Source organism: Xanthobacter aminoxidans (genome assembly GCF_043193615.1).
In the GTDB taxonomy this organism is placed as follows: domain Bacteria; phylum Pseudomonadota; class Alphaproteobacteria; order Rhizobiales; family Xanthobacteraceae; genus Xanthobacter; species Xanthobacter aminoxidans.
Genome location: NZ_JBAFUS010000008.1, coordinates 65,056 through 86,922 on the forward strand (window position 1 = coordinate 65,056; position 21,867 = coordinate 86,922).

Sequence of the window (21,867 nt, forward strand, 5' to 3'; positions counted from 1 at the left end):
AGAGGAAACATGTCGACACCTGCACCCCTGACCTGGTTCATAACCGGCTGCGACAGCGGCATGGGCTACGCCTTCGCCGAGGTCGCGCTGGAGCACGGCGAGACGGTCGTCGCCACGGCGCGCGACACGGCCAATCTCGCAGACCTGGTGATGCGCTTCGGCGACCGGGTCATCGCCCTGGAGATGAACGTCACACGGCCGGACCAGATCGCCGCCGCCGTTGCCGAGGCCCAACGGCGGACCGGCGGCATCGATGTGCTGGTCAACAATGCGGGCTACGGCCTGATGGCCGCCGCCGAGGAAACGACGCCCGACGAGTACCGACCGCTCTTCGATGTCAATTTCTTCGGCCTCGCGGAAGTGACGCGGGCGGTGTTGCCCGGCATGCGCAGCCGCGGGCGCGGGCACATCATGAACACGTCTTCCAGCGGCGGCTATTCGGCATCTCCGGGCTTCGCATTCTACGCCGCCACGAAGTATGCCGTGGAAGGCTTTTCGGATGCGCTCGCCCAGGAGGTCGCCGTCTTCGGCATTAAGGTCACGATCCTGGAGCCCGGATCGATCAGGACCCGGTTCGCCGGCGCCTCGCTCCAGCGTCCACGCCATCCCATCGCGGCCTACCAATCCGGTGCGACCAAGACCACCCTCGACCGCATGAACGCGCGGGATGGACAGCAGCCGAACGATCCCAGAAAGGTCGGGGAAGTGCTGTTGAAGATCGCCCGCATGCCCGACCCGCCGGGCCGCCTTCCGCTCGGCGAGGATTCCCTCGATCGCCTCCGTCGCAAGGCCGCGGCCGTCGCCAACGAGTTCGAGACATTCGCCGATATCTCGCTCTCCGTCGCCTTCAAGGCTTAAGCGGCGGAGCGCGGGAGGCTGCAGCCGGAAGCCAGCCTCAGGCCCGGCCACTGCCCTTCTCGGCAAAGGCCTTCATTCGGCGGGTACGTTCCTCGGTCCCGAACAGGGCCAGATTGGCGTTGCGCTCCAGGGCAAGGGCGGTGGCCAGCGAAGCATCCGGCCCGAGCTGGACGACCTCCTTGATCTGGCGGACCGCGAGCGGGGGCATCGCGGCAATGGAAGCGGCCAGCGCCACCGCGGCCGCCACCGCATCGTCCGCCGCGACTTCGCAGACAATCCCCATGGCCTGCGCCGCGCGTGCGGACAGGCGGTCTCCGGTGAGGAGATAGCGAAGAGCCCTTTGGCGGCCCGCAAGCCGCACCAGGCGCTGCGTGCCGCCCGCGCCGGGCAGGATGCCGAGCCGGATCTCGGGAAGGCCGAACACCGCCCCCTCGCTGGCGACCACCAAGTCGGCCGCCAGCGCGATCTCCATGCCGCCGCCGAGCGCATAGCCATCGACGGCCACCACCAGCGGCTTGCGCAGCGCGCCGAGGGTTCGCCAAAGCGGATGCTCGCGCATCGCGAGCTGCTCCTCGACGGTGACGGCGCCGAGTTCCTTGATGTCGCCACCGGCACAGAAGGCTTCAGGGGTGCCGGTCAGGACAATGACGCGCACGTCGCTCGCCCGCTCCGCATCCAGCAGGGCAGCATCGAGGGCATCCTTGAGCGCGCGACTTAAGGCATTGCGCGCCTCGGGGCGGTTGAGCCTCACGAGCGACACGCCGTCAGCGGGACGCTCGACCTTGACGATGGATTCCATGGGTCGGGCTCGCCATTTCGGGGAAGGGAAGGATCGTGGGAAAGGCGCGGGACGAACCACGTCCGGCAACGCCGGCCTGCTCCCAACGGACAGGCGGAGTATGGAGCCGGGCCCACGCGCCGTCATGCCCGACCGCAACCGATATGTGTTGATTATCCCTGGCCTGCGTCTTCGCGCTCCGCGGCTTTCGCAGGTTGCCGATAATGCGGCTCAGGTCCGCGCCGCCGACGGATCAGGCCTGCGCGGCTCCGGGCGGCGTGCCGCCTTCCTGATCCACAGCGAAAGTGCGTCTTCCATGCGACCGCAGATCTTCAAAACGCGGATCACCGAGCTTCTCGGCATCCGACATCCTATCCTGTGCGGAGGGCTCGGGCCGGGCGTGTCAGACGCCGCGTATGTTGCCGCCGTGGTGAAGGCCGGCGGAATGGGCTTCATCGTCTCGTCCGGCGAGACGGACTGGGTCGAGGAACAGGTGCGCACCTGCCGCGCGACGCTCGGTGATCTCGGCTTTGGGGTCAACATCTACATTTCGCGCTTTGACGAAGGCATCGAGCGGGCCCGCCGACTCATCCCCCTGCTCGCGGACAATCGCGTCTCCTGCGTGGAGACGGCCGGCGCCTCGCCCGAGCCGATCATTCCGGCGCTGCGGGAAGCGGGCATCAAGATCATCCATAAGGTGCCGGCCGTGAAATATGCGCGCAGCGCGGCGCGCCTTGATGTCGATGCGATCACCGTGGTCGGCGCCGATTGCGGCGGCCATCCGGGTGTCTTCATGATTTCCACCATGGTTCAGGCTCCGGTGCTGGCACGGGAGATCGATCTGCCGCTCGTCGTGGGCGGGGGCATAGGAACCGGCAGCCAGCTCGCGGCAGCGCTCGCCATGGGCGCGGATGCGATCGTCATGGGCACCCGCATGCTGGTGGCCGAGGAATTGTGGATTCACCCGTCCTACAAGCAGTTCATCGCCGAGAGCGACGGAACCCAGAGCGTGGTGGTGAAGCAGATCCTGCGCGATCACCACCGGGTGCTCGAAAATGACAGCGCCCGGGAACTGCTGGCGCTGGAAGACCGGAAGGTGACGGATTTCGACGCCTACCGGCCCCACGTCGCAGGCAAGCTCGCGCGCGAAGCCTACCGCACCGGCGACCGGTCCCGGGGCATGCTCGACTTCGGGCCGGCGGCCGCCTTCGCCACGTCGATCCAGAGTGTGGAGACGATCTTCGACGATATGCTGGACGGGGCTTGCGCAGCCATATCCAGAATGTCCGCCCTCACGGGTCGGCAGGCGCCGGACGCAGACGCGGTGGGGCGACAGATATGTGTCGATTGATCAAGAGGGCTTTACGAACACTGGCTGCGCGCAGCGCGAACACCTAAAATTGCCTCCGATCTATAGGAACGGAGCATATAGCCAGATGAATTCAACCGTATTTTCGTCTGGCCAGAAAGCATTCGCTGTTCCGAAGCCCGATCTTAAAGCCCTCATTGATCCGTCATCCATCGTGGTGATCGGCGCCTCGCCCGATCCCACCCGGATCGGCGGACGGCCTCTCGCGCAGATGCGCGACTATGGCTATTCCGGCTCCATCTACTGCATCAATCCCCGCTATCGGGAGGTGCAGGGCTTTCCCTGCTATCCCGATGTCGCCTCCCTGCCCGCGACGCCCGACGCGGCGCTGCTCTCGGTCAACGCCGATGCCGGCCTCGACGAGATCGAGCGCTGCGCCGCGCTGGGGGTGAAGGCCGCCATCGTTTTCTCCGCCGGCTTCGCCGAACTCGGCACCGAGGAAGGCATTGCCCGTCAGGCCCGGCTGAGGGATATCGCCGCGCGCACGGGCATGGCGATCATCGGTCCCAACTGCCTTGGCGTCGCCAACTTCAACAGCGGAGCCATCGCCAGCTTCAACCTGTTCGCCCCCCAGTCCGGCTCCAAGCGCGCGGCCATCGTGTCTCAGAGCGGGGCTCTGGCAGCCGCCATCTACGCCAGCGCCAGCCAGGCCGGCTTCGGCATCAGCCATGTGGTCACGACCGGGAACGAGGCCTGTCTCGACCTGTCGGACTTCATCGAATATTTCGCGGACGCTCCCGACATCGACGTCGTCCTCTCCTATGTGGAACAGGTGCGGGACGGCCCCCGCTTCCTTGCCGCGGCGCGGCGTCTGAAGCGCAACGGCAAGCTGCTCGTCGCCTACAAGGTCGGACGCAGTGCCAAAGGCGCGGAGGCGGCGCAGTCCCACACCGCCGCGCTCGCCGGCAACGACCGGGCGTATCGCGAGGCATTCCGGGCGGCGGGGGTGATCGAAGCGCGCAACGTCGCGGAACTCGTGGACATTTCCTACCTGCATCGCTTCGCCGCGGGCACCCCCGTGGGCGGCGTCGGTGTCCTCTCCGTGTCGGGAGCGGCGTGCGTCGCGCTCGCCGACGAGTTCGCCGAGGGAGGCCATCCGCTGCCGACGTTCGATGCCGAACTCCAAAAGGAACTGCGGACTCTCGTCCCTGCCTACGGCATGGTGGCGAACCCCGTGGACATGACGGCCAATGTGGTCAACGACGATGCCACCCTGCCGACACTGGTGCGTCTGGTGGGACGCTCGGATGCCGTGAGCGCAATTGTCACCTGCGGCTCAGCGAATGTCATGCGCAAGCCGTGGGCGGACATCGCGCGGGACCCCGAACGGCCAAAAAAGCTGCTCATTACCGTCGACACGCTGTGCAATGCGCGGGAGGAGGCGGAAGCCAGCGGCTTCGCCTATTTCAACGACATGACCCGAGCCGCGCGTGCCCTCTGTGCCTACCTCAGCAATGCGAAGGCAACAGCGGAGGACGCGCACATTCCGCCCTCTCCCGCTGTTCTGTCGGCGCGCGCCAGCCTCGCGCGATTGAAGGAGGCCGGACGTACCGCGCTGAGCGAGGTGGAGGGCAAGGTGCTACTCCAGGAGATCGGCGTCGATGCCGTTGCCGATCGGCTGGTCCATTCACCGGAGGAGGCGGCCGCAGCCGTGCTCGCACTCGGGGAGCCGGCGGTCCTGAAGCTCGTCAGTCCGGATGTCCTGCACAAGACGGAAATCGGCGGCGTCCGGCTGGGCGTGGTGGGCGAAGCGGCGGCGCGCGCGGCCTATGACGACATCCTCGCCAGCGCCCAGCGCCTGGCACCCGACGCCCGCATCGACGGCATCTCGGTGCAGCCATATGTAACCGATGGCGTCGAAGTGCTGGTCGGCTTCACCCGCGATCCGGTTTTCGGCTGGATGGTGACGGTCGGTCTCGGCGGCGTCTTCACAGAACTCCTGGGCGACGCGGAAACCCGCCTCGCGCCCGTCAGCCCCCAGGTCGCGGAAGAGATGTTCCGCAAACTCAAGGGCTTCGCGCTGCTTGACGGCTTCCGTGGTGCGCCGAAGGCGGACGTGGCAGCCGCCGCCCACGCCGTTGCGCTGCTTTCGCAGTTCGCCGTCGCTGCAGGCGACCTCATGAGCGAGTTCGAGATCAATCCGCTGCTGGTGCGCCCGAAGGGCGCCCTCGCCGCTGATGCCGTGGTGGTGCTCTCGCCCGAAAATTGAAGGCGCGCCGGGCGCAGCCTTTACAGACGGGATGGCAGATGATCGGAGGTGCATCATGATGAGGTGGGCCTTGGCCTCGCTGTTCGCCGCGACTTCGATCGCCTGCGCGGCAGCCGAGCCTGTAACCCTGCGGGTGGGGGTCTGCGCGCCCACGGTCAGCGTCAGCCTCGCACCGTTCGCGGTCGCGGAAAAACTCGGCTACAGCGAACGGGAGAACCTGCGCTTCGACTTCATCGTGGCGGGAACCTCGACCGATTGCGCGAAGTATCTGGCCACGCGCCAGTTTGACACCGCACAATTCTCCATCGAGCAGATCATCGCGATGCGTCTTCAGGGCGTCAGGATGACGACCTTCTACACATTCAGCCAAGGCAACGTCTACGGCATCGCCGTGCCGCAGGACAGCGCCATCAAGACCCTCTCGGACCTCAAGGGCAAACGCATCGGCGTCACGTCCATGAGTTCGGTCGGCGTGCTGAACGGGCGGGCGTTCCTCGCGACCGTCGGCCTCAATCCGCAGACAGACGTCGCCTTCTCCGCCGCCGGCACCGGCGCCCAGGCGGCCGCCCTGCTCAATCGCGGGCAGGTCGACGCCGTGAGCATGTTCGACACCCAGTTCGCAATGATCGGGAATGCCGGAACCCCGCTGCGGCTCCTCCCTCTCCCGCAGGAATATCGGGCGTTTCCCACGACCGGCTTCGTCGCGTTGGAATCGACGCTGCGGGACAAGCGCGCGGCCTTGGAGGCGCTGGGCCGGCTGTGGGCCATGGGCTCCGAATTCACCCAGGCCAATCCCGAGGCCGCCGTGCGGATGGCATGGGACTACTTTCCCCAATTGAAGCCCGTCGGCACACCCGAAGAACAGGCGCTGGCCAACGAGGTTGCCGTGCTGAAAGCGCGCCTCGCCAACTGGGATCTCGCTTTGGGCGGGGTCTCGGACTGGGGCGAGAGCAATCCGGCCCACTATGCCGCCTACGTCGACTTCCTGCTGAAATGGAAAATGATCCAGCCCGGCATTCCCCCCACCGATCTCTACACCAACGCTCTGGTGCCGGCCTTCAACCGCTTCGACCAGCAAGCCGTCCTGAAGGCCGCCGCCGACTGGAAGAAATGAAGGGTCGCCGAAGCGGGCCCTGCCGGGAACTGAGGAGCAACGCGATCATGATCGAAGCCGACGAAGACCGCGTGCTCTGCACGCGAGAGGGGCCCCTCGCCATTCTTACCCTGAACGAACCGAAGCGGATGAACGTGTATTCGCCACAGCTGCGCGACCAGCTTCTGGGGCGCCTGCGCGACCTGAACGATGACGACACCTGTCGCGCCATCGTGCTCACCGGGGCCGGCGGACACTTTTCGGCCGGCGGCGACATCGCGAGCTTCAACGAGCGCGACGCGCTGGCGATGCGCTCGCGCATGGAGCGGACAAGCATGCAGCTGGTCCGCCTCCTGATCGCCGGACGCAAACCCGTCATCACGGCCGTGGAAGGCAATTGCTACGGCGCCGGTCTTTCGCTGATGTCGGCCTCCGACTACGCCGTGGCGGCGCGCGACGCGAAACTGTGCTGCGCCTTCATCCGGATGGGGTTCATCCCCGATCTCGGAACCCTGTGGAGCCTGCCGCGCCGGGTCGGGCTCGGCAAGGCCAAGGAGCTGACGGCTCTGGCGAGCGTGCTGGACGGAGCGGAAGCCGGTCGCATCGGCCTTGTGGACGAAGTTGTCGAGCCGGGAGCAGCCCTTGCCGCCGCGAAGGCGGTCGCACTGCGTTTCGCGAAGGCCTCACCGCCCGCGATGGCCATGCTGAAGGAAGCCTTTTCCGAGGGCCTTGAGGCCGCGCTTCGCCAGGAGATCTCCTTTCAGCCCATGCTCGCGATGTCCGAAGAGCATGCTGAAGCCAAGCGCCGCTTCCTTGAGGCGCGAGACCGAAAGACGTCGGCGGAATAGAGGGTGTTTTGCCCCGCCGCTCCCGACACCGCACAAGGTCCGGGACGGGGCGCATGGATCGGCGCCCCCTCACCCCGCCAGGGCGACCGGGCGCAGGCTGGTGCCGACGGGGCCGTTGCCCCGCCCCGGCGAGGCGAACAGCCTCTGGACGCCGTCCCGGAGCAGGTTCGCAAACGCGGTTTCGTTGCGGCGCAGGGTCATCGACGTGCTGGCGATCCCCAGGGCGAAGCCCGGACGGGTGTCGCGTGTCACCGGGACCGATATGACGCCCCCGCCATGCGTCACCGCGTCCAGCGTCATGGCATAGCCGTTCTGGCGGATGGAATTGATGGTCCCCATGACCTCGGCAGCGTCGACCCGCCCCACGTCATCGACGGAGGCGTTGAACCGCCGTATCAGCTTCGCCACCTCAAGGTCCGAATGCATGCTCAGGAGCGTGCGTCCCGTGCCGGAACGCAGAAGGCAACGTTCCGTGCCAACGGTGATGTGGCGCCGGCCCGGCTTGGCGGCCTGAACCACCTGAATGAACTTGGCGTGCATGCCGACGCGCTGTGCCAGCACGACGAACTCGCCGCTCTCGGCGGAAATGCGCTCCATGAGAGAGCGCAATTGTCCACGTCCGAACAGGCTGTGGTCCATCCAGCTCCCGAGCATCGCGACACGGTAGGAGAGGGCGTAGGTCCGGCGCGGAGTCAGCTCCAGGAAGCCGAGCTCCACGAGGCTTTTCAGGATGACGCCGATGCTCGATTGCGGCGACCGCAGCGCTTCGGCCACCTCGACGATACTGACATCTCTTTGGACGTCATCGAAATATTCCAGAATTTGCGCGGTTCGTCCGGCCGATTTCACAACCGTGGACGGGAGCGACGGAAACGCGCCGATCCGCTCCTTGTCGAGCCTCTGAGCTGGAGGTCTGCCCATGAAACGCTCCTACTGAAACGCTCCTGTCAAGCGGACGGCAACAGTGGTCACGGTGCCCACAAGGTGTCAACGCGCGCGCCTTGATCCCACATATGTGGGCTTAAATCTCCTATCCCCGACGCGCACTTGCACGGCGCGGAGCCTCCAACCTTACTGCGCTCATGATCGAACCGGCGCGCGGAACTGGCAGCCAGGGCTTGAGAGAACAGTCATCGGACCGGCATGTCGGCCTTCCGACCTCCGGCTCTGCCATGGGGCGCTCCCTATGATCATCGGACTGGCAGGCCACATCGATCACGGGAAGACCGCGCTGGTCCGAGCCCTCACCGGCGTGGATACCGACAGGCTCAAGGAAGAGAAGGCGCGCGGGATCACGATCGATCTCGGCTTCGCCTACACGGATTTCCAGGATGGCCGGACGATCGGTTTCGTCGACGTGCCGGGCCACGAGCGCCTTGTGCATACGATGATCGCGGGGGCGTGCGGCATCGACAGCGTCCTGTTGGTGGTCGCAGTCGATGACGGAATCATGCCGCAGACGCGTGAGCATTTCGATATCATGCGCTTCCTGGGCGTGCGGCGCGGCGTATTCGCCCTGACCAAGGCGGATCTTGCAGACGCCACACGCCGTCAGCAGGTCATCGAAGAGATCCGCAGCCTCCAGGCCTCCTTCAGTCCGCAAATGGAGATCGTGCCGGTATCGGTCGAGACCGGAGAAGGGCTGACAGACCTGCGGGCGGCATTGGGCCGGCTTGCGGCGCCGTCGCGCGATGCATGTTCGGACCGGCGGCTGCGGTTCTCGGTGGACCGGAGCTTCACCCTCGCCGGTATCGGAACGGTGGTCAGCGGCTTCGTTGCTTCGGGCAATGTCCGGGGCGGGGATGAGGTTTGCCTTGCCTCCGGTCTCGAAGCGCGCGTGCGCTCGATCCAGATGGCCGGACGGCCGGTGCCCGTCGCCGGCCCCGGCGAGCGCTGCGCCCTCAATCTCACAGGCCGCCGAATTCGCAAGGACGCCATCGAGCGCGGAGACTGGGTGCTGGCCCCAACGGCGGCATGGACCAGTGATCGCGCAGACATCGAGCTTTGCCTTGCCCACCATCCGGGCCTGATGATCAAGGCATGGTCCCCGGTGCTGGCGCATCACGGCGCGGCCCAGATCCCGGGGCATCTGGTGCCGATCGAGCGTGATGAACTGCGCGCTGGCGAATCCGGACTGGTCCAGGTTGTGCTGGATCGGCCGGCGCCGCTGCGCCATGGGGACCATATCGTCCTGCGCGATGCCGGCTGCTCCCGGACCATCGGCGGTGGCACGATCGTCGATCCCCGGGCGCCGCGGCGCGGCCGCCGAACCATCCGGCGCCTTGCGCAGCTCGCCGCGATGCGCCCGGCCGATGAGGCGGAGGCGCTGGCCGCACTGTCGCGGATCGCCCCGGGCCTCGTCGATCTGTCGGCGTTCGCCGAGGACCGGGACCTGCCGATCGAGGAGGCTCAGGACGCCGCACGGATCGCGGACCTCGCGGTGCTGGAAGCCGACGGGCGGACCTTTGCCATCGCTCCCGCAGCAGACGCCATTCTTCGCGCGGCAGTGCTTGCACAGTTGCACGCCTTCCATGCTCTCGAACCGACGAAAAGCGGACTGAGCCTGGATGGCCTGCGGCGAGGTCTGCGTGAGCCGCTTTCCCGGAGCGCCCTGCTGTCTCTCCTGCGCGCCTGGTCGGTCGAAGGACATGTCCTCGTCGAGCGCGGGGAGGTGCGTTTGCCGCATCATTCCACCGGCCTTTCGGAGACGGACAGCAAGATCTGGTCAAAGACCTGCCATTTGCTGGAGATCGAGCCCATTCCAGCGCGGCTTGCCGACATCGCGCGCACCACCGGCCTCCATGAGGCTCAGGTTCGGCAGGTCTTCAAGCGGATGGCCCGGGCGGGCGCTCTGGTCGAGGCTGCACCGGACCATTTTCTGCCGCGCGCGACGCTGGTGCGGATGGCCGAGGCCGCGGTCAGCCTTTCCCATCGCGGGCAGGGTTTCACGGTTGCCGAGTTCCGGGACACCGTCGGGGTGGGGCGGAACCTTGCGGTCGCGGTGCTCGAATTGTTCGATCGCAAGCGCTTCACGGCACGTTCCGGTGATAGCCGACGAGCGCTGAGAGATTCATGCACGTTGTTCGCGGGGGCGGGCTCATGAGCCTGACCGTTGCAGGGAGGAGAGTCGCCCCCGGTGGGGTGTCCGGACTTCAAATCCGGGCAGGGCCGCATGGCGGTCCTGGGTGGGTTCGACTCCCATTCTCCTCCGCCATGTCCCGCCGGCCCGGCCGACGCCCGCGGAACCAGCGCCTGCTGGCAAAATGCCGAATTGCACAGGAGAAACCATGCGCATCGTGAATCCCAGCTATGCTCTTCTGCCCGCGACGCACAATCGCGGCGAGGTGGTGAAGGAAACGGCCGGGCTGTCGGAGTGGACATCCTCGCCCATCGCCCTCTTCAGCAACGGCAAGCCCAACAGCCAGGAACTGCTCCTTGGCCTTCGGGACCGCCTCGCCGAGCTTCGGCCCGTCGACAATGTGGATCTCGTCCTCAAGCCCGGCCCCAGCGTGGCGGCCACCTCCGCGATGATCGATGCGGTCGCCCAGAAGTACAGGATGGCGCTGGTCGCCCTCGGCGATTGAGGCTCCTGCTCATCGTGGAGTTTCCACGACAGCGTAGAACTTGAGAAACGGGGGGTGCGCAGCTGGGTCATCGTGACCGAGACGTTCCGTGGCCTCGTGATGGCGCAGGCCAAGGCCCGCAAGGTCGAACCCCGCTTGCTCGTGGTCCGGCATCCGGTGGGCGGGCTCAGTCCGGACGAGCTGTCCGAGCGCATCGATACGGCGTTCGGCAAGCTCAAGGAGGAGATCGGCCGTGGCTGAACCCGGGATGGGCCGCATGCAGATGTTGGACGACCTCGCCGCGCGGCAGACCTTCGATCTCGACCTCCGCGATGAGGAATGGACGGAGTTCGCCATCGCGCAGGGCTGGAGCGATGGCCTTCCTCTGGTCATCCCGACCGAGAAGGCGGTGGAACGCTTCCTTTCGGGTGCCGGGGAGGTTCGGGAGCCATGGGCTCCCATTTCTCCCCGGCAGGTTCTACCGACACCGGAGAGCCTGGCAGCGAACGCCGTCATGGCCGGTTGCCGCCCCTCGGACTTCCCTGTCGTGCTCGCGGCGCTGCGCGCCGTGCTGCAACCTGACTTCAACCTGCACGGTATGCTTGCAACGACGCATCCCTGCGGGATCGTTATCATCGTCAGTGGCCCGATCCGGACGCGGCTCGGCATCGCGTGCGGCAGCAATTGTTTCGGACAGGGCTGGCGGGCCAACCTGACGATCGGTCGGGCGCTCAATCTCATCCTGCGCAACATCGGTGGCGCAAGACCGGGGGAGATGGACAACGCCACCCAGGGCACCCCGGCGAAAATCACGTTCTGCTTCGGCGAAAACGAGGAACAGAGCCCCTGGGAGCCCTATGGCGTGCGGCGGGGCTTTGCCAGGGATGCCAGCCTCGTTTCCTGCATGGCCAGCGAAGGGCCGCACAACATCAACGACCACGGCAGCAACAGCGCCGAGGGCATCGTTAAGATGCTGGCCGAGGCGATCAGCCAGCCCGGCGCCAACACTATCTATGCGAAAGGCCCGTTCGCCGTGGTGCTGGGGCCCGAGCACGCCGCGACCCTCCATCGGGACGGATGGTCCGTCGAGATGATCCAGCAGGCCCTGTACCAAGGCGCGCGCGTGCACATCTCCCGGATCGGCGCCGACAACCGCCGCCACTACGAGCAGAACGTCCAGCATTTCCCGGTGGATGATCACTACACCATGGTGCCGTCGCCCGCCGACATCCACGTGCTCGTCGCCGGCGGCGCGGGCAAGCACTCCGCCTGGATTCCGAGCTTCGGATACACCCAGATGTGCTCCGCCGCGATCGACCCATGATCCGCATCGGCGAGGTCCACGCGCCGGTCTTCGACGCGGCGGCTCCGTGGCACGACACCCGCAGGGACATGGAGCCGCTTGGCCTGGGAGACGGGCTCCCGCTGGCAGTCCCGACGCGGGATGCCATCGAAGCCATGCTGGACGGCCGGGACCCGGACCGCAGCCTCGGCCCTGTCCCGCCGCTGTTCGGCGAGGCGTCCATGGGCAACCTGGCCTACCTCAGCGTGCTCGCGGGCTGCCGTCCGGGCGTGCTGGCCATCCTGACAGCGGCGGTCGATGCCATGCTCGCACCGGCGTTCAACCTGCTCGGCATCGCGACGACGACCGGCTCCGCAACGGTCGCCGTCATTGTCTCGGGACCGCAGGTCACGAGGCTTCGCTTCAATCCGGGGGGAAACGGCCTGGGACCCGGCTGCGCCGCCAACGCCACATTGGGACGCGCGCTGCAATTCGTCCTCGGCGCGCTGGGCGGAGCCCAGCCCGGCGTCGACATGGCGACCATCGGCCAGCCCGGGAAATATACCTTCGTCTGTGCCGAGAACCAGGAGGCCATTCTGGCGGCCCTTGCTGACCGGCAGGGAGGTGCGGATGGCGCGGACGTCGTCACGGTCGTGGGGGCGACCGGGACCATCGAAGTCCTGCCCCGTGTGTACCGCAGCGCGAGCGACATTCTGTTTCCACCCGTAGACGTCCTTCACGCGGCGAAATGCGCGGGACGCACCTCGGGCGAGACACGTCCCGATGACGTCGACATCCTCCTGCTCCCGCCGGAACTTGCCTCGCGGCTGCGTGAGCTGGGCCTGACGCGCGTCGAGGTCGAGACCATCCTCGCCGAGCGCGCCGGCTACGCCATCATCCCCGTCGTCACGGGTGGCGCTGGAATCAAGATGTGCGCGATCCCGTCCTGGCCGGGCGGATCAAGGCCGCAGACAGTGCCCGTGGCACCCCGGCGCGCGGCACCTGCCCTCCCCTGACGGCCGTGGCGGCCCGTCATGCCACCGGAGCCTGCGCTCGGGTGCCGGCGGGCTCCGAGGATGGGGACGGCGCGTGCTCGGAGAGGAAACGGCCGGCTTCGATGGCTGCCATGCACCCCATTCCCGCGGAAGTGATCGCCTGACGGAACACCGGATCGCAGATGTCGCCGGCGGCAAAGACGCCGGGAACCGAGGTCCGGGTCGACCAGGGGGCGACCTTCACATAGCCCGCCTCATCGAGGTCGAGCTGGCCGCGGACGAGGGCGGACGAGGGATCATGGCCGATGGCCACGAAAAGCCCGTCCGTGGGCATCTCTCGGGCCGTTCCCGTGCCGAGGTCTCGCAGACGCAGGGCGGTGACCACCGGGGTTGGATCGGTGGTGCCGACGATGTCCTCGACCACATGGTTCCACAGCACGCTCACGATGGGATTTGCAAGCAGCCTGTCCTGAAGAACCTGCTCGGCCCGGAACCTGTCCCGTCGGTGCACCACGGTGACTTTCGTGGCATGTCCCGTAAGGTAGAGCGCCTCCTCGACGGCGGTGTTGCCACCTCCCACCACCACGACCTCCTTGCCGCGGAAGAAATAGCCGTCGCAGGTGGCGCACGCCGAGACACCGTATCCGGAGAAGACCCGCTCGGCCTCCAGCCCGAGCCAGCGCGCCTGAGCCCCCATGGCGAGCACAAGCGTGTCGGCCAGGAACGCATCTCCCGCCTCCGTCCGGATCTTGAAGGGCCGCTCCGACAGATCAACCTCCGCGACGGCGTCGTAGACCAGCTCGCACCCGACGTGCTCGGCCTGCTCGCGCATCTGGTCCATCAGCCACGGGCCCTGGACCGCCTCAGCGAAGCCGGGATAGTTTTCGACGTCTGTTGTCGTGGTGAGCTGGCCTCCGGGGGTCAGGCCCGTGACCAGCAACGGGGCAAGCCCCGCGCGAGCCGCATAAATCCCCGCGGTGTACCCGGCGGGGCCAGAGCCGATAATCATCAGCCGAGACTGTCGGACCGTCGTCAATGATGACTCCCTTCCCTTTTCAATAACCATACGTCGCAACAGCGATTTCGGAAGGAAAGCTGGCCGCTCCGGACAATTGAACAAGCATCTGGGAAAAATGCCGGGGTGTGGGGGCCGCAATACCCGCCGGCAAAAGCCGCCGAACATGCGGCGCCGCACACGGGAAACCGCAGGAGAATGCGAAAAACGGTGCCGCCGTTGGTCCGCTCCCCCCGATGTCGTATCGGTCAGTCATCGCGCTGTGGCGCCAAAGTTCTGCGGGAGCATCGCTTGATCACCCAGGAAGCGTACCCGGCGTCGCAAACGACGCGAGAGATGCAGGACCAATCCGTAGCCGTTGCGGAAAGTGTCTTTGGAGATCTTGTCACGCGCGATGTGCTCGAGCAGGCAGAGGCGGGGCAGTTCCCGGCGGCGCTGTGGGCCGCGCTCTCCGAACTCGGATTTCAAGGCGCATGCCTGCCGGAGGCGGAAGGCGGCCTTGGTGGCCTTGCGGAGGGATTTGTGCTGTTGCGCCCGGCGGGTCGCTTCACGGTGCCCGCCCCCCTTCCCGAGACCATGGTGGCAGCGTGGATCCTCGACCGCGCGGGCTTTCCTCGCACGAGCGCCGTCCTGACATTCGCTCCGGCCCGGGAAGATGAGGCGCTTCCGCGGATCACGCCCTCGAACGCGGGTGGCTACCTGCTGAGCGGCGCCGTGAACGCGGTGCCATGGGCTCGGTGCGCCCACCTCGCGATGCTCGCCCTAGGCGATGGCATGCCCCAGAGCGAGAGCCGGGCTGGCCTCTTCGTCGTGAGCGTCGATCCCTCTGCGGCGCGTCTCGTAAAAGCCCGCAATGTGGCGCACGAGCCCCGTGACACGGTCATCTTCGATGCCGTCCCGCTTCCCCCGGAGGCCGTGCGACCGGCCCCGGCCTTCCTGACGCCCGGATGGATCGCCTGCTGCGGGGCTGTGATGCGGGCGCTCCAGATAGCGGGCGCGCTCGATGGCCTGCTCGACGGCACCGTCCGCTACGCCAACGACCGGGTGCAGTTCGGCCGCCCCATCGGAAAATTCCAGGCCATCCAGCAGATGGTCGCGGTGATGGCGGCGCATGTCGCAGCCGCCGGCATGGCGGCGGAGCTGGGACTGGCCGCGCTGGCGCGAAACGAACCGTTGGAAACGCTCGCAATCAGCGCCGCCGTCGCCAAGATCCGTGCAGGCGAAGCCGCCACGGCCGCCGCCGCCATCGCCCACCAGGTGCATGGGGCCATGGGCTTCACGCACGAGCACACGCTCCACTACACCACGCGGCGCCTCTGGGCCTGGCGCGAGGACTTCGGACGCGAGGCCGTCTGGGCCGAGCGCCTCGGCCGGCAGGGGCTCGCCGCCGGCGCGGACCATCTGTGGGCATTTTCCAGCAAGGCCTGACGCACGTGCATCCTCTTCATTCCCTTCTTTGGCCATCGAGCATCGCTGTCGTCGGCGCGTCCCCGGACATCGGCAAGATTCGCGGCCGTCTGCTCGCCTATGTGCGCAAGAGCGCCTTCTCGGGAGACGTGTTCCCGATCAATCCCAGCTATGCCGAGATCGACGGGCTGCGCTGCTTCCCCTCGATCGCAGCGGTCGGGCGCAGCGTCGACGTGGCGCTGATCGCTATTCCCGCCGAACAGGTGCTGGACGAACTGGAACGCTGCGCGGCGGCGGGCACGAAGTTCGCGGTCATCATCACGTCCGGCTTTGCGGAGGGCGGGGACGGCAGCGCCGAGGTCCAGGCTCGCATCGGGGAGATCGCGCGGCGCACCGGCATGCGGGTGATCGGCCCCAACGCCGAAGGCTTCTACAATGCCGTCGGCGGGATCATCGCAAGCTTCAGCCCGACGCTGGAGCACGCGCGCGAGCCGTTGCCCGTGCTGGGGACGCGCCGCGTCGCCGTTGTGGCGCAGAGCGGCGGCGTCGGCTTTGCCCTGTTCAGCCACGGGCGCCGCCTCGGGTTCGCGTTCAGCCATATCATCACCAGCGGCAACGAGGCTGATCTCACCCTCTCGGATTATCTCGACTATCTCGTGGACGACCCGGATACGTCGGTCATCTTCCTCTACCTTGAGACGATCCGCGACCCGGACGGCTTCGTGCGCGCCGCCCGCCGCGCCAGAGCCCAGGGCAAGCAGATCGTGGCAATCAAGATCGGCCAGAGTGCGGCCGGGCAGCGCGCGACCCTCTCCCACACGGCGAGCGTCGCGGGGTGGCACGTGGCCTATGATGCCATGTTCCGCGACCTCGGCATTCTGCAGCCGCTCGATCTGGACGAAGCCCTCGCGGCCGTGGCTCTGCTCCTCGCCGGGCGTCGCCCGCCGGGTCCCCGTGTCGCTGTCGTGACCGTGTCGGGCGGGGCCGGCGCGCTTGCCGCGGATGCCGCCGAGCGCAGCGGCCTCCTCCTGCCCCTGCCCTCCGCCCCCACGCGGGCGGCCATCGAAGGCATGCTGCCATCCTATGGCTCGGCGGTGAACCCGATCGACATCACGGCAACCGGCGTTCGGACAGGGGCACTCCTGCGCTCCATCGCCCTGCTGTCCCGCTCCGGCGAGGTGGATGCGATCATCATTGTGCATTCGCTGGGGGGCACGCACATCAACCTCGATCTCGCGGAACTCGCACGCGTCGTTGCGGACAGCCCGATCCCGGTGTGCCTCTATTCCTATGTGCAGCCATCCGAAATCTGGCGCATGGCCATGATCGAGACGGGCGTACCCATGGTCACCAATCTGCCCGGGCTCACGAGCGCCATCGCAAGGCTCGCCGGATTGCGGGCCGAGCCGGTGGCCGCCGACGCACCGGCACCTGTGCCCGAGGTTGCGACAGCGCAGCTGCATGGGGGGCGCTCCGTGCTGTGCGAGTACGAGGCGAAGGCCCTGCTGAAGCTCTGCGGTATCGATATTCCCCGCGAAGTGCTTGCGCGTGACGCGGAGGAGGCCGCAGCGGCCGCCGAAGGCATCGGCTTTCCGGTCGTGATGAAAATCCAGTCTCCTGACATCCCGCACAAGAGCGAGGCAGGAGGCGTGAAGCTCGGGATCGGATCGAAGGAGGCCGCGCGCGCGGCGTACGCCACGATCCTCGCCAATGCCCGCGCCTATGCCCCTGACGGCATGATCGATGGCATGCTCATCCAGGCTTCGGCCCCGGCAGGACCCGAGATCATCATCGGGATGCTCCAGGACGACACCTTCGGCCCCATGATGATGGTCGGCTTCGGCGGGGTCGCCGTCGAGCTGTTCAAGGACGTCGCCTACCGCCCGGCACCCGTCACGCCCGATGGAGCCCGCGAAATGCTCATGGCGCTGAAGTCGGCCCCCCTGCTCAGCGGCTTCCGCGGCCGGACGCCCCTCGATCTTGAAGGCTTATGCCGTCTCATTGCCCGCATCTCCGAGATCGCCGTGGCATGGCGCGAGGACGTCCGCGAACTCGAGCTCAACCCGGTGATCATGCACGCCGATGGATCCGGCTTCACCATCGCCGACGCGCTCCTTGTGCGGAAAGAGCAACCAGAGGTCGGGCCGCCGGCCCTCGCGGAGCAATCAAGATGAGCTTCAGATTTGATATCCCGCCGAACGCGCAGCACCTGACCGATCTGCGTCAGGAGGTTCGCGGCTTCCTCGCCGAGGCGATGCGCGACATTCCCGCGGAAGAAGCGGCGCGCTCCTGGCACAGCTTCGACCCCGCCTTCAGCCGGAAGGTGGCCGAGAAGGGCTGGATCGGCATGACCTGGCCCAAACAATATGGCGGGCACGGACGCACCGTCATCGAGCGATATGTGGTCATCGAGGAGTTCCTGGCGGCCGGCGCGCCGATCGGCGCGCACTGGACGGGCGATCGCCAAAGCGGGCCGCTGCTGCTGCGCTACGGCACCGAGGAACAGAAGATGGCACTGCTACCGGCCACCGCGGCTGGCGAACTGTTCTTCTGCATCGGCATGAGCGAGCCGGACGCCGGCTCCGACCTCGCCAACATCAAGACTCGCGCGCGCAAGGTGAGCGACGGCTGGTGCGTGAACGGCGCGAAGATATGGACCAGCAACGCACACCGCCGAAACTACATGATCCTGCTCTGCCGCACCGGCAGCAGCGAGGAGCGACACGGCGGCATGAGCCAGTTCCTGGTCGATCTGAAAAGCCCGGGAATCTCAATCCGCGGCATCCGCAACATGGCGAACGAGCACCATTTCAACGAAGTGGTGTTCACCGACTGCTTCATTCCCGACGCTGCTCTCGTCGGTGTCGCCGGGGAAGGCTGGAAGCAGGTGAACGCGGAACTCGGCTTCGAACGCAGCGGCCCCGAGCGCTTCCTCACATCCTACATCCTTCTGCGCGAGCTGGTGCGTCAGCTCGGGCCGGATGCGCCTGAACGGGCCCGGATCGCCGTCGGTCGGCTATTGGCCCATCTCGTGACCTTGCGCTCCATGTCGTTCTCCCTGGCAGCGGCCCTGGAAGCCGGGCGGGACATAGCCAGCGAAGCTTCCGTGGTGAAGAGCATGGGCAGCGAATTCGAGCAGTCCATCCCGGAAATTGCCCGTGACCTTGTGGATCTTCAGGCGCTCGTTCCGGATGATGAAATGGATCGGATCTCCCCCGCCGCCGCGAATGACACCGCGCAAACGTACGCGAGCGTTCTTCATCACGTGATGCTGCACGCCCCGTCATTTTCCATCTATGGCGGAACGCGAGAGATCCTGCGCGGGATCATCGCCAAGACGCTCGGCCTGCGCTGAGACAGCCGGACGGGGCGCACCGAGACATCACGAGGGGGGGCGGCCTTGCCCGCCCCATTTTTTATTTGAACACCCGCAGGCGGCCCGTGCTGGAAAGCCGCCCGCCAGCTGATGATCGACCTTCGTTCAGCGGTAAGCCTTGGCCTGCGCCTCGACCTTGGCCACATCGAACGTATTGAAACCTGCGACATATGCGTTTGTGAAGACTTCTGACGCATCTACGCCCGGCTTCACGATGTTCCACTTGGTGATAAAATCCAGATACCGCTTATAGGAAGCCGGGTTGTTCTCGCCCCAGCGGGTAACATGGCTTTTCTCAAGCTTCAGGTTCTCAAGGCGCGCCTTCAGGACGCTGAGGTCATCGGCCAGCGCCTGCTCATCCGATCTCCCGGAGGGCTTCGTCTGGGGATACTGCTCCCAGGTCATCCTGACCGCCGCGGCCGGGTTGGCCATCGCGAAGACCGTTCCCATGGCCCAGGCCCGGCCAATCGCTTCCGCAGTCTTGGGATTGGCCTGCAACACGCTTTCCAGGGCGACGAAGCCCGTTGTCGGCATGCCGGAAAACTCGTCCGGCACGGGCAGTTCCCGCATCGGCACGCCGGCATTCCGCACCAGGGCGAACTGGGTGTCGTAGGCACTCAGGGCATCGACCTGCTTGCTGCGCAGGAGTTCGGCCGTCTGCGCACCCTGGCCGACCACGACCGGGGTGAAATCCGTGGGCTGCAACCCCGCCTGCTGCAGCAGCGCGCGGGCAACGAACACGCCGACGGAGCTGAGCGACGTCACGCCGACCTTCTTGCCTTTCAGGTCCGAAATGCTCTTGATCGGACTGTCTTCCGGCACCGCTATGCCGTACACATTGCCCTGGTTGTGCGTATAGAAGGTCGTCATCTTCACGCCCTGCTGGCGCATGGTGACAATCGGTTCGATTGAGAACTGGGCGTAGGGGAATTGCCTGGTCGCGACATACTTCGCGCAGTCCGTCGCAGTGCCGGCCGCGACCAAGTCCACCCTGTATCCCTCTGCGGCGAGGTAGCCCATCTTCTCGGCAACAGCGAACGGGGCCACGCCCATGGTCAAGGCCGGCGTGCAAATGCCAATCTTCACCGTTTCCAGCGCAGGCGCTGCAGCCACATGGAGCGTGGCCCCGATGGCGACCACGCATGACGCGGCCACCGTCCAAAGGATGTTCTTCTTCATGCGACTTCTCCTCCCTTCTTTTCGGAACGGCTGGATGCATCCCAGAAGAGCATCTTTTTCTTTAGAAGGCGCAGGACCACACTGAATCCCAGCCCGAAGAAGGAAAGTATGATCAGGATTGAGAACTGCCCCGCCACGTCGAGAGACAGGTTCATGCTCTGGATCAGCATGCCAAGCCCTGCCTCCGCGCCCACGAACTCGGCGACGATCGCTCCGATAAGCGAAAAGATCATCGCCACCTCGATGCCGGCCATGATGTACGGGAGGGCATTCGGCAACTGGAGCATGGTGAAGATCTGAAGCGGGCTGGCGTTGAGGCTCTTCATGAGACTGAGGCGATCGGGGTCGGTGGAGCGAAGCCCGGCGATGGTGTTCACCATGAGCGGAAAGAAGGCGACGAGCGCGGCGCTGACCACTTTAGAGGTCATGCCCAGCCCGAACCAGATGACCACGATGGGAGCCAGAGCCACCTTCGGCATGGACTGGAACATCACGATGAACGGATAGAGGTAGAATTCCGTCCGGCGGCTCAGCGCGACGACCGTGCCCAGAGACAGCGCAAGAAAGACGCCGAGCAGAAAGCCGAGGAAGGTCTCCGCGAGGGTGACCCAGGCGTTCGAGATGTAGAGACCCGACTGCACGCCCCTGACCAACGCCACGGCGATGGCGCTCGGGGTGGGCAGGATAAAGGCGGGGACTTCGAAAAAGCGGGCCAGGAATTCCCAGCCAAGAATGACTGCCACCATGAAAAGCAGCCGTAGAACGTGATGCTGGATGCCGAACATCAATCTATTGCTCCGGTGGCGTTCAGAAGTTCGCGAACCTCGCGCACGTATTCTCCGAACAAGGGCGTATTGGCGACCGAAAGGTCGCGCGGCCGCGGAATGTCGATTCTGATATCCCTGACGATGCGGCCGGGACGCGGCGTCATGACGAGCACGCGATCAGCCAGCAACACCGCCTCCGTGATGGAGTGGGTGATGAAGATCACGGTCTTGCGGCGCTCCATCCAGATGCGTTGCAGCTCCATGTTCATGTTTTCGCGCGTCAGCGCGTCGAGGGCTCCAAAGGGCTCGTCCATGAGCAGCAGCTTGGGATCGTGCACAAGCGCGCGCACGATCCCGACGCGCTGCTGCATGCCGCCCGACAATTGCCAGGGATAGTGCCGCTCGAAGCTGGAAAGGCCGGCCATCGACAGCAGCTCGCGCGCCGTGGCCAGATGCTGCTTCCGGTCGAGCCGGAGCACGTCGATGGGCAACAGAACATTGTCCAGCACGGTCCGCCACGGAAACAGGACCGGCGATTGAAACACCACGCCTGTGTCGCGCCTCGGCCCGGTGATCGCTTCTCCCTGGATCTCGGCGGTCCCGGCCGTTGCGCGGTCGAGACCCACCAGAATTTTCAGCAGGGTGGACTTTCCGCAACCCGACGGTCCGACGAAGACGGTGAACTCTCCTTCGCCAACAGAGAAGCCGATATCGCTCAACGCGACCAGCGCTCCACTCCCGACACCATAACACTTGGTAAGACCGTGCACCCGAATGGCAGCCTTCGCGGTCAAGATATCCTCTCCTCCCGGGTGGGTCAGCGGTGGTTATTGCTTGCTTCTTGCGCCGGCGATCAGCCTGGTTGCCCATGGGGCATCGCACTGCATCCGCCGTCACTGTGAACGGCGCGGACGAGCATTGTCCAGCGCGTCCCCCGGCTTTGCTCCGCCTGCGGATTTTGCGCATGGATGTGGAGTTTAACGTTGCCGGAAGCCGCGAGCCCGGAACGCCGGACAATGCCGCCGGCGCTTGCGAACGGAGCCTTGTGAACACCACATGGCTGGGATTTACGCCGTCGCAGGACGCGAGACCTTGACGCGCAAACCCGCGATCGGATCCTTCTCCGAC

Annotated in this window: 18 protein-coding genes and 1 tRNA gene; 13 read left to right on the forward strand and 6 right to left on the reverse strand. The window is 66.2% G+C overall.

The genetic code is table 11. The features are described from left to right. Nucleotides 1-9: 9 nt before the first annotated feature. A complete protein-coding gene (locus V5F74_RS24120) occupies nt 10-858 on the forward strand; it encodes an oxidoreductase (protein WP_394010234.1) in 849 nt (282 codons plus the stop codon). A gap of 37 nt (nt 859-895) precedes the next feature. On the opposite strand, the gene V5F74_RS24125 is transcribed toward V5F74_RS24120, so the two are convergent. Beyond that, complete coding sequence (locus V5F74_RS24125; protein ID WP_394010235.1) at nt 896-1,657, reverse strand: enoyl-CoA hydratase-related protein; 762 nt, start codon at nt 1,655-1,657, stop codon at nt 896-898. Nucleotides 1,658-1,781: 124 nt separating this feature from the next. Here V5F74_RS24125 and V5F74_RS24130 point away from each other — a divergent pair, with 124 nt between their 5' ends. The 4 genes from V5F74_RS24130 (at nt 1,782) to V5F74_RS24145 (ending at nt 7,155) form a co-directional block, all read left to right on the forward strand. After that, on the forward strand, nt 1,782-2,987 hold the full coding sequence (locus tag V5F74_RS24130) for an NAD(P)H-dependent flavin oxidoreductase (RefSeq protein ID WP_394010236.1): 1,206 nt from the start codon (nt 1,782-1,784) through the stop codon (nt 2,985-2,987). A gap of 85 nt (nt 2,988-3,072) precedes the next feature. Continuing rightward, nucleotides 3,073-5,214, forward strand: coding sequence for an acetate--CoA ligase family protein (locus V5F74_RS24135; RefSeq protein ID WP_394010237.1), 2,142 nt, complete (start codon nt 3,073-3,075; stop codon nt 5,212-5,214). A 70-nt stretch (nt 5,215-5,284) separates the two neighbouring features. After that, nucleotides 5,285-6,328: an ABC transporter substrate-binding protein gene (locus tag V5F74_RS24140; RefSeq protein WP_394010238.1), complete on the forward strand. Its 1,044-nt coding sequence runs from the start codon at nt 5,285-5,287 to the stop codon at nt 6,326-6,328. A gap of 47 nt (nt 6,329-6,375) precedes the next feature. Further along, entirely contained in the window at nt 6,376-7,155 is a 780-nt protein-coding gene (locus V5F74_RS24145; RefSeq protein ID WP_394010239.1) for an enoyl-CoA hydratase/isomerase family protein, read from the forward strand. Between the two features lie 69 nt (nt 7,156-7,224). On the opposite strand, the gene V5F74_RS24150 is transcribed toward V5F74_RS24145, so the two are convergent. Further along, a complete protein-coding gene (locus V5F74_RS24150) occupies nt 7,225-8,076 on the reverse strand; it encodes an IclR family transcriptional regulator (protein ID WP_394010240.1) in 852 nt (283 codons plus the stop codon). Between the two features lie 265 nt (nt 8,077-8,341). On the opposite strand from V5F74_RS24150, the gene selB reads away from it, so the two are divergent. The 5 genes from selB to V5F74_RS24180 all read left to right on the forward strand — a co-directional run bounded on the left by selB (nt 8,342) and on the right by V5F74_RS24180 (nt 13,016). Continuing rightward, nucleotides 8,342-10,258, forward strand: coding sequence for a selenocysteine-specific translation elongation factor (gene selB, locus V5F74_RS24155; RefSeq protein WP_394010241.1), 1,917 nt, complete (start codon nt 8,342-8,344; stop codon nt 10,256-10,258). A gap of 15 nt (nt 10,259-10,273) precedes the next feature. Beyond that, nucleotides 10,274-10,369: transfer RNA gene (locus V5F74_RS24160), tRNA-Sec, on the forward strand. Nucleotides 10,370-10,442: 73 nt separating this feature from the next. Continuing rightward, nucleotides 10,443-10,979: a UGSC family (seleno)protein gene (locus tag V5F74_RS26000; RefSeq protein ID WP_449361635.1), complete on the forward strand. Its 537-nt coding sequence runs from the start codon at nt 10,443-10,445 to the stop codon at nt 10,977-10,979. Nucleotides 10,980-10,995: 16 nt separating this feature from the next. Beyond that, on the forward strand, nt 10,996-12,042 hold the full coding sequence (locus V5F74_RS24175) for a hypothetical protein (RefSeq protein WP_394010244.1): 1,047 nt from the start codon (nt 10,996-10,998) through the stop codon (nt 12,040-12,042). Continuing rightward, the gene (locus V5F74_RS24180; protein ID WP_394010245.1) at nt 12,039-13,016 is read left to right on the forward strand and encodes a hypothetical protein; all 978 of its coding nucleotides are present in this window, start codon (nt 12,039-12,041) and stop codon (nt 13,014-13,016) included. The genes V5F74_RS24175 and V5F74_RS24180 overlap by 4 nt, the downstream gene beginning before the upstream one ends. Nucleotides 13,017-13,032: 16 nt before the next feature. On the opposite strand, the gene trxB is transcribed toward V5F74_RS24180, so the two are convergent. Continuing rightward, nucleotides 13,033-14,004 carry a thioredoxin-disulfide reductase gene (gene trxB, locus V5F74_RS24185; protein ID WP_394010292.1) on the reverse strand — a complete coding sequence of 324 codons (972 nt, stop codon included), beginning with the start codon at nt 14,002-14,004 and terminating at the stop codon, nt 13,033-13,035. Between the two features lie 297 nt (nt 14,005-14,301). Here trxB and V5F74_RS24190 point away from each other — a divergent pair, with 297 nt between their 5' ends. The 3 genes from V5F74_RS24190 to V5F74_RS24200 are packed head-to-tail and all read left to right on the forward strand — an operon-like array spanning nt 14,302 to nt 18,772. After that, nucleotides 14,302-15,438 (forward strand): acyl-CoA dehydrogenase family protein, encoded by a 1,137-nt coding sequence (locus V5F74_RS24190; RefSeq protein WP_394010246.1) that lies wholly within the window; start codon nt 14,302-14,304, stop codon nt 15,436-15,438. A gap of 5 nt (nt 15,439-15,443) precedes the next feature. Then, nucleotides 15,444-17,591: an acetate--CoA ligase family protein gene (locus V5F74_RS24195; RefSeq protein ID WP_394010247.1), complete on the forward strand. Its 2,148-nt coding sequence runs from the start codon at nt 15,444-15,446 to the stop codon at nt 17,589-17,591. Then, nucleotides 17,588-18,772 (forward strand): acyl-CoA dehydrogenase family protein, encoded by a 1,185-nt coding sequence (locus tag V5F74_RS24200; protein WP_394010248.1) that lies wholly within the window; start codon nt 17,588-17,590, stop codon nt 18,770-18,772. Before V5F74_RS24195 ends, V5F74_RS24200 begins: the two co-directional genes overlap by 4 nt. Nucleotides 18,773-18,898: 126 nt before the next feature. Here the strand turns inward: V5F74_RS24200 and V5F74_RS24205 are convergent, their stop codons facing one another. Genes V5F74_RS24205 through V5F74_RS24215 form a run of 3 tightly spaced genes read right to left on the reverse strand, consistent with a single transcriptional unit; the run spans nt 18,899 to nt 21,533 of the window. Beyond that, nucleotides 18,899-19,972, reverse strand: coding sequence for an ABC transporter substrate-binding protein (locus V5F74_RS24205; protein WP_394010249.1), 1,074 nt, complete (start codon nt 19,970-19,972; stop codon nt 18,899-18,901). After that, nucleotides 19,969-20,757, reverse strand: coding sequence for an ABC transporter permease (locus V5F74_RS24210; RefSeq protein WP_394010250.1), 789 nt, complete (start codon nt 20,755-20,757; stop codon nt 19,969-19,971). The genes V5F74_RS24205 and V5F74_RS24210 overlap by 4 nt, the downstream gene beginning before the upstream one ends. Continuing rightward, complete coding sequence (locus tag V5F74_RS24215) at nt 20,757-21,533, reverse strand: ABC transporter ATP-binding protein (protein ID WP_374250610.1); 777 nt, start codon at nt 21,531-21,533, stop codon at nt 20,757-20,759. The genes V5F74_RS24210 and V5F74_RS24215 overlap by 1 nt, the downstream gene beginning before the upstream one ends. Between the last annotated feature and the right edge of the window lie 334 nt (nt 21,534-21,867).

Coding starts and splice junctions, on each gene's coding strand:
- V5F74_RS24120 (WP_394010234.1), top strand. CDS start 10: ATGTCGACACCTGCACCCCTGACCTGGTTCATAACCGGCTGCGACAGC.
- V5F74_RS24125 (WP_394010235.1), bottom strand. CDS start 1,657: ATGGAATCCATCGTCAAGGTCGAGCGTCCCGCTGACGGCGTGTCGCTC.
- V5F74_RS24130 (WP_394010236.1), top strand. CDS start 1,782: ATGCCCGACCGCAACCGATATGTGTTGATTATCCCTGGCCTGCGTCTT.
- V5F74_RS24135 (WP_394010237.1), top strand. CDS start 3,073: ATGAATTCAACCGTATTTTCGTCTGGCCAGAAAGCATTCGCTGTTCCG.
- V5F74_RS24145 (WP_394010239.1), top strand. CDS start 6,376: ATGATCGAAGCCGACGAAGACCGCGTGCTCTGCACGCGAGAGGGGCCC.
- V5F74_RS24150 (WP_394010240.1), bottom strand. CDS start 8,076: ATGGGCAGACCTCCAGCTCAGAGGCTCGACAAGGAGCGGATCGGCGCG.
- selB (WP_394010241.1), top strand. CDS start 8,342: ATGATCATCGGACTGGCAGGCCACATCGATCACGGGAAGACCGCGCTG.
- V5F74_RS24175 (WP_394010244.1), top strand. CDS start 10,996: ATGCAGATGTTGGACGACCTCGCCGCGCGGCAGACCTTCGATCTCGAC.
- V5F74_RS24180 (WP_394010245.1), top strand. CDS start 12,039: ATGATCCGCATCGGCGAGGTCCACGCGCCGGTCTTCGACGCGGCGGCT.
- trxB (WP_394010292.1), bottom strand. CDS start 14,004: ATGATTATCGGCTCTGGCCCCGCCGGGTACACCGCGGGGATTTATGCG.
- V5F74_RS24200 (WP_394010248.1), top strand. CDS start 17,588: ATGAGCTTCAGATTTGATATCCCGCCGAACGCGCAGCACCTGACCGAT.
- V5F74_RS24205 (WP_394010249.1), bottom strand. CDS start 19,972: ATGAAGAAGAACATCCTTTGGACGGTGGCCGCGTCATGCGTGGTCGCC.
- V5F74_RS24210 (WP_394010250.1), bottom strand. CDS start 20,757: ATGTTCGGCATCCAGCATCACGTTCTACGGCTGCTTTTCATGGTGGCA.